This window comes from Geothermobacter hydrogeniphilus (assembly GCF_002898515.1).
Classification (GTDB): domain Bacteria; phylum Desulfobacterota; class Desulfuromonadia; order Desulfuromonadales; family Geothermobacteraceae; genus Geothermobacter_A.
The window spans coordinates 55,708-68,481 of record NZ_PPFX01000011.1; the positions used below are offsets into that span (position 1 = coordinate 55,708).

Sequence of the window (12,774 nt, forward strand, 5' to 3'; positions counted from 1 at the left end):
TTTGTTTGTTTTATCCGACGAGGTATCGATGAAAGGTTCGGGTGTTCAGCCGCGCTATCGGGCGGTCAAGGAATTTATCAGCGACAAGATCCGCAGCAGAGACTACCCCGAGGGGGCGCGGATTCCGACCGAACAGCAGCTGACCGAAATGTTTGCCGTCAGTCGCATGACCGTCAATCGCGCCCTGCGGGAGTTGGTTGCCGAGGGCCTGCTGCTGCGGCGCCAGGGGGTCGGCACCTTCGTCAGCAGCGTCCGGGCCGAGTCCCCGCTGCTGGAGATTCGCAATATCGCCGACGAGATTCGTGACCGCCATCACGTCTACAGCAACCGTCTGGAATGCCTGGAGTCGGCCCGGGCGGATGAACGGATTGCCGCCCGGCTCGGGGTTGCCATCGGCGCGGAGGTCTGGCATTCGCTGCTGGTGCACCTCGAGAACGGGATCCCGGTGCAGCTGGAAGACCGCTATGTGCGTCGGGACATCGTGGCCGATTACGGTGCCCAGGATTTTTCCCGGCAGACGCCGAACCAGTATCTCAGCACCCTGTTCCCCCTCTCGGAGCTGGAGCATATCGTCGAGGCGATCCTGCCGGAAGAACGGATCCGGCGGCTGCTGGATATGGATCGTCACGATCCCTGCCTGCTGGTTACGCGCCGGACCTGGTCGGGGCAGCAACTGGTCAGCTGTGCCTATCTTTACCATCCCGGCAGTCGTTACCGCCTCTGTTCGCGCATCGGCACGACCGATTGACCCGCCGGCCGGCGGGCGGTATGCTCGCGCGGAGGCATTTGAATTCACAGGTTTTGCAGGCCGCCAAGACGCCAAGAACGCCAGGAAGTTCACAGGCAAATTTAACGCAGAGACGGAGAGGAGCAGAGGTGGGGAGAAAATCTTTTTGGATTTTAAAACCCCAAAAAAGATCTTATGCTTTTCTCGGCGCCCTCTCCATCTCTACGCCTCTCCGTTAAAAAAGATATTACAGGCGCTCTTGGCGTCTTGACGGCAAAGGATTTATGATGCGCCTTCCATCCCCTCTGTTGCCAGGAAAACTGGTCCGGCGCTACAAGCGCTTCTTTGCCGATATCGAGCTGGATGACGGCACCCTGGTCACCGCCCATACCCCCAATACCGGATCGATGCTGCAGTGCGCCGTCCCCGGTTACCCGGTGCTTGTTTCCGGCAGCGACAATCCCCGCCGCAAATTGAAATACACCCTGGAACTGATCCGCGTGAACGGCTGCTGGGTCGATACCCACACTCAGCGCACCAACCGGGTGGTCGAGGAGGGGCTGTGCGGCGGGGCGATTGTCGAACTGGCCGGCGGCGAGGTGCGGCGGGAATATTGTTTCGGCGACAGTCGGCTCGATTTTCTGGTTGAGCGCGGCGCGGAGCGCATCCTGGTCGAGGTGAAGAACGTCACCCTCACTGACGGCGGCAGCACCGCGCTGTTTCCCGATGCCGTCACCCGTCGCGGCCAGAAACACCTGCGGGAGCTGGCCGGGGCGCTGGAAAAAGGCTACCGGGCGGTCATCTTTTTCCTCATCCAGCGCGGGGAGGCCGAGTCGTTTGCGCCGGCCGACGAGATCGATCCGGAGTATGGTCGCCTGCTGCGGGACGTGGTCGACACGGGGGTGGAGGTACTGGCTTACCGGACCTGCGTCAGCGAAACGGAAAACCGCATCGGGGTGCGGTTGCCGGTGAGGTTGTGAAACCTGTTTGCCGCCAAGAAAAGCCTTTTTAACGGAGAGACGCTGAGAAGGAGAGTGCGCAGAGTCAATTCAAAGTCGGGTTTGAGGTGTTCAAAAACATAATGATTTCTCTCTGCCTCTCCTTCTCTCCGTCTCAGCGTTGAAATTCTTGACGTTCTTGGTGTCAGAAAACAGAGATTAAAATGAAAACTGTCGGCCTGATAACCGAATACAATCCCTTCCACAACGGCCACCTGCACCATCTGCGGGAGAGCCGGCGGATTGCCGGTGCCACGGTGGCGGTGGCAGTGATGAGCGGGCATTTTCTGCAGCGCGGGGAACCGGCACTGATTGACAAGTGGCGGCGGACGCGGATGGCGCTGGCGGCCGGGGTGGATGTGGTGGTGGAGTTGCCCTTCGCCTGGGCCTGCAACAGTGCCCCGGTGTTCGCCGCGGGGGCGGTTCGCTGCCTCGACGCGCTGGGTGGGGTTGACGCGCTCTGTTTCGGCAGCGAGGGTGGTTCTCTTGCTCCGCTGCAGAAGGCTGCCGAACTGTTGTCGCGCAAGCGCGATCATATTGAGAAAGAAACCCGGCGGCGGCTGCGACAGGGGGTGACGTATCCGGCGGCGCGGGCGCAGGTGGTCGCGGAGCTGGCGGATGAGGAGACCGCGAACCTGCTGGCCGGCCCCAACAATATCCTTGGAATCGCGTATCTCAAGGCCCTGGCGCAGTTCGACAGCCCGATCCGGCCCCTGACGCTGGAACGGATCGGGGCCGGCTATCACGACCAGCAGGCGAGCGGACGCATCGCCAGCGCCACCGGTATTCGCGCCATGCTGGCAAAGGGGGAGGGGGTTGCGGACTACCTGCCGCATGAAAGCGCGACCGTCCTGACCGATGCGTGGCTGGAGGGGCTGTGTGTCGATCCTGAACAGCTCTACCGGCAACTGGCGACAGTCATCCTGCGCAACCCGGCAAGGCTTGCGGAGATCTACCAGGTCGAACATGGTCTGGAAAAGAGGCTGGTGGAGGCTGCCCGTGGCTGTGGTGAGATCGGCGAACTGGTCGCGGCGGTCAAGTCGCGCCAGCTGACCCGCACCCGCATCCAGCGGGTGCTCTGTTACGTGCTGCTGGATGTGGAGAGGGCGCTGATGAAGAGAACGCTGGCGAGCGGTCCGCTCTACCTGCACCTGCTCGGCTGCAGTGAACGGGGTCGGTCCTGGCTGGCCCATACGCGCCAGCGGCGCAGCCTGCCGCTGGTGCAGAATTTCAGCCGCATCCACGCCACCCTGAAACGCCGCTACGGCGCGGATGCCGTCTGCTACGAGGAAGCACGCCGACAGCTGGAAATGGAGGAACGCGCCACCCAGCTTTACGCGCTGCTGCTGAAGCGGCGTCCGCTCGGCAGCCTGCAGCGCGACTACCTGCATGACGCCGTAACGGTCTGAGCTGGCTCAGTCGGTGATCAGGTTGGGCAGTTCGTCAGTGTCGTCAGCGCGTGGCGGGAAACTTTCGGCCAGCAGCTCGCCGCATTCGGAGATTGCCGCGCAGAGGGCATCGCAGAGTCGCTGCTGTCTGATGCCCTGAACGATGTCGGCAACGATGGTGTCCCATTTCTGCTGGGGCACCTTTTCGCTGATGCCGCGGTCGGCGAGGATGCGGACGCGGTGTTCGAAGAGGGAGATCAGGATCAGGATGCCGGTCCGGTCGCGGGTTTCGTGCAGGCCATGTTCGAGGAAGGAGACCAGCGCCTTCTCCTCCACCTCGGCGTCGATTTCGGCCGGGTGGATCAGCCGCCGCTTGAGTCCGGGCGTGAAGCGGATCAGGAAGAAGGAAAGAACGAACAGCACCGCGTAGAGCGGTAGGAAAAACCAGATCGATTCATCACCGAAGGCCCAGCTCAGGGTCAGCCCGCCGGCCAGGGCGGCGCAGCCGGCTCCGACCAGTTCGGCCCGCGGGTAGTCATAGCTGCGATCGACGATCAGCGGTACCAGCTCGCCGCTGGTGCGTGATTCAGCCTCCGCTACCGCCTGTTCGATGCGTTGTTTCTCTTCCGCGGTGAGGATGGTTTTGGTTGTCGGTTCGGGCATGGTTTGTCCTTGCTCAATCGAATTGATTTGGGCCGCCAGGACGCCAGGGACGCCAAGGAAACCTTTTCTAACGGAGAGGTGGAGAGAGCGCTTGATAAGCTCAAATTATGATTGAAATTTCACCGGCCCAGAGTTTCCTCTCCATCTCAGCCCCTCTCCGACTCTGCGTTGAGAGCCTTTTCTTCCCTTGGCGCTTTTGGCGTTTTGAGTGAACAGGGTGCGCAGGTGGTCTACCAGCCGCCCGACGATCCGCCGCCGCCAAAACCGCCACCGCCGAAGCCGCCGAATCCCCCGCCGCCACCGCCGAAGCCGCCGCCGCCGATCCAGAAGCCGCCGCGGCGGTAGTGGCGGCCGCGGAAACGCCGACCGCCGCCGAGCAGCAGCATGCCGGGACCGAAGAAGAGCAGCAACGGCAGCAGTCCCCAGGGGCTGCGCTTTTTCTTGCGCCGGGATTGCCCATCGGCCCGGTATTCGCCGCGTACCGCCTGCACCATGCCGTTGATGCCGGCGATGATGCCGCCGTCGAAATCCCCGAGGCGGAAATGGGGAACAATTTCATTGTCGATGATGCGTCCGGCCAGCAGGTCGGTGAGACGACCTTCGAGGCCGTAGCCGACCTCGATGCGGACCTTGCGCTCTTCCTTGGCGACCAGCAGCAGGGCGCCATTATCCTTGCCCTTCTGTCCCAACCCCCATTTTTCGGCGACCTTGAGAGCATATTCTTCAAGCGATTCCCCCTTCAGCGTGGGGATGGTCAGCAGCGAAATCTGTGTCGAGTCGCTCTGCTCGAACTGGCGCAGGAACTGTTCAAGCCTGGTGCGGGTTTCAGGTGCCAGTAGCCCGGCCCGGTCATTGACGAAGCCGGTCGCGGTTGGCACTTCGAGGGCGAGGGCCGGCGTGGTCAGCAGCAACCCGGCGAGAAGGAGAAGGAGCAGGCGACGCATGGCGCTCAAAATTTCACTTTCGGTGCCTGTTCGACGCCCGCCGCGGCCTTGAAGGGTTCCTTGCGCTCAAGATGCAGCAGCATGCTGTTGGTCAGGTTGTTGGGAAAGGTGCGGATCGAAGTGTTGAAGATCTGCACTGCCTTATTGTAGCGCTGACGGGCGACGTTGATGCGGTTCTCCGTTCCTTCCAGCTGGTGCTGCAGATCGCGGAAATTCTGGTTGGCTTTCAGGTCCGGGTAGCGCTCGGCGACCACCAGCAGCCGGGAGAGGGCGCTGGAAAGCTGACCCTGGGCCTGCTGGAACTTCTGGAAGGAGGCAACGTTGCCGAGATCCTTGGTCGAGATGGTGGTCTTGCCGACGCTGGCGCGGGCCTCGGTCACCGCCTGCAGGGTTTCTTTCTCATGGGCGGCATAGGCCTTGACCGTTTCCACCAGGTTGGGGATCAGGTCGGCGCGGCGTTGATAGGTCGCCTCGACATCAGCCCAGGCGGCGAAAACTGCTTCTTCGTTTTTCTGAATCTGGTTGTAGCCGCAACTGGTCAGCAGCGGAACGGTCAGCAGCAGGACAGCAAGCAGGCGCAGGGCGCGGGTCATGGTCAGCTCCTTGTGACAGGTGGATAGGTTGTTCTGCCAATATAGGGAGCCGGGTCCCCCTTGTAAAGGGGGCAGGTCGCATTAATGGGCTGATGAAAAATGCCCCTCTGCGTCATTATCCTCCCTCCGCGTCAACGACGCACCTTCCGGTACGCCTTATTTCGTGGGGTTTCGGACGCCTTGTCGCTGGACATTTTTGTTCAGCCTGAGGAACGGCTTTTTCAATACACTGTTAATGGGTGGTAGCCTGCAGCGGCTGCTGGTGTCGGGCGCTGAGTTCCGGTGCCCGGTAAGACAGCATCTCGTTTCTGGCGGCCGGCAGGCTGAAACGGACCTCGGTCCCTTCCCCGGGGCGGCTCTGCAGACTGATGGTGCCGCCGTGAGCCTGGACGATGGCCCGGCAGATAGTCAGCCCGAGTCCAAGGCCCTCGACCTCTCCGGCAATGCCGGCGCTGCGGAAATGACGATCGAAGGCACGAAGTTCATCATCACTGCTCATGCCGTGTCCCTGGTCGCAGACGCTGACCTGGATCATCTCCTCCCAGATGCCGGCCTGCAGTCGGATGGAGGTCCCGGAAGGGGCATACTTGACGGCGTTGGAGAGCAGGTTGTGCAGCACCTGTTCAACTCTTTGCCGGTCGTAATGCGTCGGAAGTCGTTCGCTCGCCAGTTCCAGTTCGAAGCTGTAGTCCGGATGTTCCCAGCGGAACTGGTCGCAGACCTTCTGTAGCAGAGGCTGCAAGTCCGCGTCTTCCCGCTGCAGCTGGAAACCATGTCCCTCTTCCAGGTGTGCCATGGTCTGCAAATCGTCGATGATGCGCTGCAGCAGTTTCCCCTTCTGCAGGATGTGGTGCAGAAACTGCTGCCGTTGTTCGGGTTTGATCCGGGTGCTGTCGAGCATCAGCTCAGTGAAACCGATGATCGATGTCAGCGGGTTGCGTAATTCGTGGCCGATGGAGAGCAGGGCCGTGGAACGTTTCTGCTGCAGGCCCCTTTCACCATTGGCATCGGCCAGGACCAGGGTTGCCCCGAGCAGTACTCCGGAACTGTTGCGTATCTGCTCCGCCCAGACCCGCAGGTCGTGTCGTGAATCACCGGTTTTCCAGCTCAACAGGGTCTCCCGGTCACCGGCATCGCGGGCCAGCAACTGCTGCAGGGGACGGGTCAGGGGATGATGCCGCAGCGCGCCGGCCAGCGGTTGGTGGAGCATGGAGCGGGCGTCGAGTCCAAGCAGTTTCGCGGCCCGACCGGTGCAGAGGGCAATCTGCCCCCGCCCGTCGATACCGATGATGCCGACCGGCAGTGATTCAAGCATCAGGCCCAGCTGGCAGCGCCAGCCGCGTGCCGTGGCCAGTTCGTTTTCCAGGCGGCGATGCCGTCTGCGCAACCGCTCGTGGTCGCGGCGCAGTTCGGCCAGCTCATCCTGGAGTTGTGTCAATTCAGTGACTTCGATTTCTCTGGCGGTCGTCTCCATTGACATCGGCAGCCCTCGCTTTCCGGATTGAAAAAACATCTTGAAATTTAACAGGTTATCCTGTTAGGCCGGGTGGAGTGTGTTGCCCTCCCGCAGGCGGGAAGTCGGCTCCTGATGGTTTGAAATCGCAAGGGGAGTGCCAAGTTTCTCATGAATGCCGAGCGAGGGAGGACAAGGTTTTGAAAAACAAAAGGAAGTTTTGTCGTGCGCGGAATCTGTTCCGGGGGCAGGGAGGGGTGGTTCGCCTGTCAGAGTCAAAACGCCGACGGTTTCAGTTTGTTTCCGCGCGTCCTTCGAGATCGAGAATCTGGTCGGTGATTTCGGAGAAGGCTATATCATGGCTGACCAGAAAGAGCTGATCGTACCAGTGCTCGGTGACCTCTTCCCGGCCGATGTCGATGGCGCGGAAGGCTTGGGCAAGGTTCTCGCGGCGGGCGGCGTCGAGATTGGAGGTCGGTTCATCGAAGAAGGCGATGCGGGCGCCGATGGTCTGCAGCATGGCCAGGCGCAGGGCGACCACGGCACTCATGGTCTGCCCGCCGGACAACTGGTCGTCGGCCCGTTCGCGCAGTTGCCCCTCGTGCAGGTCGCGCAGCACGATGCGATAATCCTCGCCCCAGGCCAGTTCTTCATCGGCTTCGGCAATGATGCGGTAGATGCGGTTGGCGCGCTGGCTGATCTCTTCGCGGAAGCGTTCGGAGAGGTAGCTTGAGACGTTGCGAAAGACCCGGTTGCGGAGAAACCTGACCAGTTTTTCCTTTTCCTCCCAGGTTCTGACCTGCGCCTGCCGGGCGGTGATCTCTGTTTCAATCTGCTTGAGCCGGTCGATTTCATCGGCCAGTCGTTTCACGTCCTTCCCGAGTCCCACGGCCTTTTGGCCCAGGGCGCCGACTTCGCGGCCCAGCTCATCCTTCTGTCGACGCAGCGCCTGATGCCGGACAGCATCATACTCCCCGCTCATCGTCCTGAGTTTGGTTTCCCCAGCTTTAAGATCCTGTTGCAGGCGGGCAAGGAGCTGCTCGAACTTTCGCAGATCGGTTTGCAGTCCTTCGAGCCTGGACGCCTGTTCCCGGTGGGCCATGTAGAGATCGCGTGCCGGCCGGTGCCGTTTCTGTTCGGCTTCCATCTGTTCAATCGTGGCGGCCAGGTTCGCATATTCCTTGAGCGCCGCCTGCTTTTCGGTCAACTGCCGCTGGAGTGCGTCCCGGTCTCTGCCTGATCGTTCCAGCCCCGCGGCACGCTTCTGATTGGCCTTGCGTTTTTCTGCCAATCCGGCTGCCTGCTCATCGAGTGTTCTGAGCTGCACCTCGAAGGTCTTGAGCTGTTCGGCGGCCCGGCTCGCCTCACTTTCAGCCTGCTCCAGTCGGGTCAGCTCTTTTTCCATCGATTCCCGTTCCGTGGCAAGTTCGGTCAGCCTGGTGGAGAAGAGATCCCCCGGCGGTTTCTCGGCGATGTTCAGGCAGGGTTCCCGAAAGAACGGACAGACACCCTCGGCGAGCTTGTCTTTTCCTTCTTCAAGCCCGGTGCGGCGGCCATCGAGTTGTCCGAGCCGCGAACGCACCGCGATGATCGCTTCGCGCACCTCCGGCAGCCGGGCAGCCAGCTTTCGCGTCGTTTGGTCAACCTTCAGTGTCCCGCGTTTCTCGGTGAGGTTCCGTTCTTCGTCCGCAAGTTCGAGCATCGCCCGCTCGATGGCCTTGCCTTCGGCAGCGTGGCGCGCGGTCAGCGCTGAGAGCTGCTTCTCGAATTGCGCCATCTCCTGTTCCAGCCGGCGCTGCACCTTGGCCTGTTCGCGCAACTCGACCAGTCTCTTTTCCGCCTGCTCGCAGGCCTGTTTGCCGGCCATGTTCTCGCTCACCACCCGGCGGGACTTCTCCGCTTCGGCGATCAGGGTTTTCTGGCCGGCGACCCGTTCCCTGCCGTTGTCGATCCGCTCCTTGAGCTTGTCGATTTCGGTGCCGAGGGCCTTGATTTTCTGTTCGCGTCTGTCGATCTCAACCAGCCGTTCCTCAAGTTTTTGGAGTTCCAGACCCTTGTCGTGGAACTCCTGTTCGGTTCGGGCGAGGTGTTGCTTGGCATCCTTGTGCGCGGAACGCTTCTCCGGCAGGACCGCCACCTGCTCCTTCAGTGGACCGATGGCGCTTTCCAGCACACTGACCTTGTTCGCGATTGCCTTGAGCAGGGCGTTGGTCCGGGTGAAGGTCTTGCGCCAGGTGTCGATGCCGAGGATTTCATCGAACTTGTCCCGGCGTCTGGTCGGCTGTCTGATGACGAAGGGACCGAGGAACTCGTGCTGGAAGGGGCCGATCACCAGTTCGAACTGCTCGGCGAGGGAGCGGCCGTTCTCGAGGCCGAGCAATTCCTTCAGGCGCGCCTCGGTTTCCCTGATGTCCTTGTGCTCCTCGACCTCGAAAGCTCCGCCGACCTCTTTGGCCAGCAGCCATTTTGCCGGGGTACCGACGGTGCGGCTGACCTGGAAGCGCTCTCCCCGGGCCTCGAAAAGGATCGTGATCTCCCCTTTTTTCGCGCCGATGGAGATGAAGCGCTCGACGTTGCCGACAAAGCTCTGCGCGTCGACTCCGAACAGGGCGTAACCGATCGCCTCGAAGATGGTGCTCTTGCCGATGCCGTTGGGACCGGCGAGGACGTTGATCCCCGGGGAGAAACTGAGATCAAGATCGCGGTGCGACTTGATGTTTTTCAGCCGGATGGAGAGGATTCGCATGGTGGTTACGTCTCCTCCGTGCCCAGCAGGGCCAGCAGTTCGTCTTCATCCACCTCGCTCTTCTGCAGCATGTCGCGCAGCGTCAGTGACAGTTTCACCAGCTCATCCTCGCGTCCCCGGTAGTCACTGCCGGAGCCGATCAGTTCGCGGAGCACATCCTGTTCGATCTCGGCGAGGCTCTTTTTCTCAGCCGCCGCGTCTCCAGCACTGCTGACCAGTGACAGGTGGTTCTTGATCTCCACGTGCAGGGGGGAGGCGATCTCTTCCAGGGCGAGGCGCAGCCGTTCCCGCCCGAGTTCGAAGGGATGGAAGCTCACTTTGCCGACCAGTTTCAGTTCCAGCAACGGCCGGCGTTCATCGGCAGGGAGGAGCTCTTCGACCCGGGTGAGGCATCTTTCAAGTGCCTGTTCGGCGTTTTGTGAACCTGCCAGGTCGATGGTCGCGACCAGCATCGGGCGGGGGTCGGTGGTCCGGAACTCGGCAGAGAAAGTTCCGTTCTCAAACGACACCAGGTAACAGCCTTTGTCGTACGTCTCTTCACCGAAATTGACCCGCTCCGGAGAGCCGGGATTGAAGGCGTAGGGCTGTCCATCCGGAGTCTCGACAATATAGGGCTTATGGCCATGGCCGAGGGCGACGTAGCCGAAGGTCCCGGCGAGGGGGTGGGCCTCCTCCGGCTTCATGTTGCCGATGTCCACCGGTGAGTAGCTCCAGATGCCGACATGAAAAAGGAGCAGATTGTTCTCGGTGGTCACCGCGTCGCAGATCCGCTCGACGTGGTTGCCGGCCTGGGCGCCGATGTAGCCGAGGCCGTAGATGTTGACATCGCCGATCTTGATCCGTCCCCCCAGCCCGGTCTCCTCATCGAAGGGATCGAAGCGGTAGCCGCCATCATCACTCCGGGTCGGGCGCAGCAGGCGGATGTAGCCCATCTGCGACAGGGCCTCCATCCAGGAGACGCTGTCGCGGCGGTGAATCCAGTCATGGTTCCCCTCGATGGCGATGCAGGGGATGCCGGCATCCTTGAGCGGCTGGAGGGATGTGATGGTGCGGGCGAAGGTGCGCGGCAGGATCTGGCCGACGTGGAACAGGTCGCCGCTGATCAGCAGGCCGGCAACCCGCTCGTTGACAGCGGTCGAGACGATCTGGTCGAGGGTGGCGAAAAAATCCCGGTAGCGTTGCGCGCTGCCGGGACTGTTGCGGTAGCTTTTGCCGAGATGGATATCGGCGGTGTGGAGAAAGCGAAGCGTCATGGCCCCACTCTAGCAGGCCCATCCGGCGACATCAAGACCGTGATCGGCCGGAATCATTCACTCTCTTTGTCGCGGCATGGTCTGCATGACCGCCAGCACCCGTCGGGCGTAATCGGCCTGCTTGTCGCGGCTGACGGCATTGTAGCAGCCGATTCCCCGCCAGGTGTAGCCGAGGCGCTGCAGGCAGTCGGAGAGAATCCTTGCCCCGGCCTTGACGTTGGTGCAGGGGTCGTCGAGGGCGTTCCAGACGGCGGGCGAAAAGCTCTGCCGCCAGCGGGAATTGACCTGCATCATGCCGATGTCGGTGCTGCCGTCGGGGTTGTGGTAGATCGCCCGGGGATCGAAGTTGGATTCGACTTTGGCGATGGCCCAGAGCAGGGCCGCAGGAACCTGGTAGCGGTCGGCAGCCTGTTCAAAACAGAAGGCGTCGGCAGCGGCGGGGTGAAGACAGATGGCTGCCAGCAGCAGGATGATCAGCGGGGTTCGGTTCATCTCTGTCGTTTGTCCGGGTTGCTGTCGGAAATTGCTTCATCCTGAATCAGTGAGTTTCTGTTGGATGGAGAGTGCAAGTGCTTGGTCTGAATGAGGTTTCCAAAAATCTGAGGCGCACCCATAGGTTCGCTGGTGATTTTTGGGAAGCTCAGGCAGGCCAATGACTTGTGCTGTCCGCCGACAAGGGGCTCACTGATTCAGGTTCATTTTACCCGAGCGACAGGGAAGAGACAAGCCGGTCGGCAACGGCTCCGCAAGCGACGCGAGTCAGGGCAACGAAGCAGACGGGCGGTTTTCATCGGCCCCGGAACAAGAAAAGGGGCTGCATGGCAGCCCCTTTTCTTCAGGGAAGCACAAATGCCGATCGGCAGGATGGACAGCGGGCTTTCTTGCCGCTGAGGGTTTCCTTGTAGGCCAGCTTGTGGTCACATTGGCCGCAACGGGCCAGCTTGACGGTCGGCCGCTGCGGGTCCGGTTCGAGAGCGATGATGGCAGGTTTTTCCTCCGCGGGTTCCGTTTCTGCCACTGCAGCTTCCTCCGCCGGGGCGGCCACGGGTTCTTCGGCGGGCGCCCCGGGGGTCGGTTCCTCCTCGGCGGACGGCTGCTCTCCGAAACCGGTAAAAGGATCGTCGGCCGTTTCGGTTGCGGAATCCTCCTCCGCCGATTCTTCATGATTGAAGGCGCTGTCGAACTGCTGATCGAGGTTGGCCGCTTCGGCGTCTTCATCCTCGGTGAATTCGAGGGCGCTGTCGTCGCCGCCAAAAGCTGTTTCCAGGGACTCCCGGCTGTCGGAATCCTCGGCAAAGGGGTCCGCGTCGCCGCCGGTTTGTTCTTCTTCGAAGGCGAAGGCGTCTGCAGCAGGCGCCTGGCTCTCTTCGGTCGTTTCTTCTCCGAAGGCTTCTTCAGGGCTGACGGCAAATTCAAAGCCTGTTTCCCGGGGGCTGTCATCCGCCGCTGTTTCCGTGACCGCCGCCGGTTCCATTTCCGTGGTTTGCCCGGTGGCGGGGGGCTCCTGCTCCTGTTCGGTCGCTTCATCCAGGTCGAAGGCTGCGGCCAGCGGGTCATTGTCGTCTTGTTCGGCGGGCGGGGGATCCGTTTTTTCTTCCTCCGGTTCCCAGGCGGCGGGTGCAAAGGCGGTTGTTACCGAAGCGGACTCGGTGGCTTCTTCAACCGGAACCCCGGCTTGTTGCAGGGTCAGGAGCTGGTCAAATTTTTCGTTGAGTTGTTTGAGTTCCTGACTGGTGGCGTAACTCCATTTCCAGATGCGCCAGACAAAAAACGGAACCAGAATCGACAGCACCAACATCAGCAGGTAATAAACCATGATCATCAGGCCGCCGGTCGCTCCGAGCATCTGCATTGCTCCACTATCCATTACATTCCCTCCTGGCTGGGTGGTTTATCAGTCTTTTAATACCTGCACCGGGGAAAAGTGTCAATATTTTAACGAGTTTTATCTTGTTTCATGGCGGAATGAATTTGCCCGGCGATGACAGATGGCGCGTCAACTCTCTGAT

At 61.3% G+C, this 12,774-nt stretch carries 11 protein-coding genes; 3 read left to right on the forward strand and 8 right to left on the reverse strand.

All coding sequences use genetic code 11. The features are described 5' to 3' along the window. Nucleotides 1–28: 28 nt before the first annotated feature. The 3 genes from hutC to C2E25_RS06750 all read left to right on the forward strand — a co-directional run bounded on the left by hutC (nucleotide 29) and on the right by C2E25_RS06750 (nucleotide 3,134). The gene (gene hutC, locus C2E25_RS06740) at nucleotides 29–748 is read left to right on the forward strand and encodes a histidine utilization repressor (RefSeq protein ID WP_103114999.1); all 720 of its coding nucleotides are present in this window, start codon (nucleotides 29–31) and stop codon (nucleotides 746–748) included. Between the two features lie 266 nt (nucleotides 749–1,014). Further along, nucleotides 1,015–1,707 carry a DNA/RNA nuclease SfsA gene (gene sfsA / locus C2E25_RS06745; protein WP_103115000.1) on the forward strand — a complete coding sequence of 231 codons (693 nt, stop codon included), beginning with the start codon at nucleotides 1,015–1,017 and terminating at the stop codon, nucleotides 1,705–1,707. A 182-nt stretch (nucleotides 1,708–1,889) separates the two neighbouring features. Then, complete coding sequence (locus C2E25_RS06750) at nucleotides 1,890–3,134, forward strand: nucleotidyltransferase (RefSeq protein ID WP_103115001.1); 1,245 nt, start codon at nucleotides 1,890–1,892, stop codon at nucleotides 3,132–3,134. 6 nt (nucleotides 3,135–3,140) lie between these two features. Here C2E25_RS06750 and C2E25_RS06755 read toward each other — a convergent pair whose 3' ends face one another. The 8 genes from C2E25_RS06755 to C2E25_RS06790 form a co-directional block, all read right to left on the reverse strand. Continuing rightward, nucleotides 3,141–3,776, reverse strand: coding sequence for a TPM domain-containing protein (locus tag C2E25_RS06755; RefSeq protein WP_103115002.1), 636 nt, complete (start codon nucleotides 3,774–3,776; stop codon nucleotides 3,141–3,143). Nucleotides 3,777–4,006: 230 nt separating this feature from the next. Next, nucleotides 4,007–4,720: a TPM domain-containing protein gene (locus C2E25_RS06760; protein WP_103115026.1), complete on the reverse strand. Its 714-nt coding sequence runs from the start codon at nucleotides 4,718–4,720 to the stop codon at nucleotides 4,007–4,009. Between the two features lie 5 nt (nucleotides 4,721–4,725). Next, nucleotides 4,726–5,313 carry a LemA family protein gene (locus tag C2E25_RS06765; RefSeq protein WP_103115003.1) on the reverse strand — a complete coding sequence of 196 codons (588 nt, stop codon included), beginning with the start codon at nucleotides 5,311–5,313 and terminating at the stop codon, nucleotides 4,726–4,728. 232 nt (nucleotides 5,314–5,545) lie between these two features. After that, nucleotides 5,546–6,793, reverse strand: coding sequence for a PAS domain-containing sensor histidine kinase (locus C2E25_RS06770; protein WP_158247167.1), 1,248 nt, complete (start codon nucleotides 6,791–6,793; stop codon nucleotides 5,546–5,548). A gap of 265 nt (nucleotides 6,794–7,058) precedes the next feature. Continuing rightward, a complete protein-coding gene (locus C2E25_RS06775; protein ID WP_103115005.1) occupies nucleotides 7,059–9,512 on the reverse strand; it encodes an AAA family ATPase in 2,454 nt (817 codons plus the stop codon). A 5-nt stretch (nucleotides 9,513–9,517) separates the two neighbouring features. Further along, a complete protein-coding gene (locus C2E25_RS06780; RefSeq protein WP_103115006.1) occupies nucleotides 9,518–10,765 on the reverse strand; it encodes a metallophosphoesterase family protein in 1,248 nt (415 codons plus the stop codon). Nucleotides 10,766–10,822: 57 nt separating this feature from the next. Then, a complete protein-coding gene (locus C2E25_RS06785; RefSeq protein WP_103115007.1) occupies nucleotides 10,823–11,257 on the reverse strand; it encodes a lytic transglycosylase domain-containing protein in 435 nt (144 codons plus the stop codon). A 343-nt stretch (nucleotides 11,258–11,600) separates the two neighbouring features. Beyond that, nucleotides 11,601–12,632 (reverse strand): hypothetical protein, encoded by a 1,032-nt coding sequence (locus C2E25_RS06790; protein ID WP_146032914.1) that lies wholly within the window; start codon nucleotides 12,630–12,632, stop codon nucleotides 11,601–11,603. Between the last annotated feature and the right edge of the window lie 142 nt (nucleotides 12,633–12,774).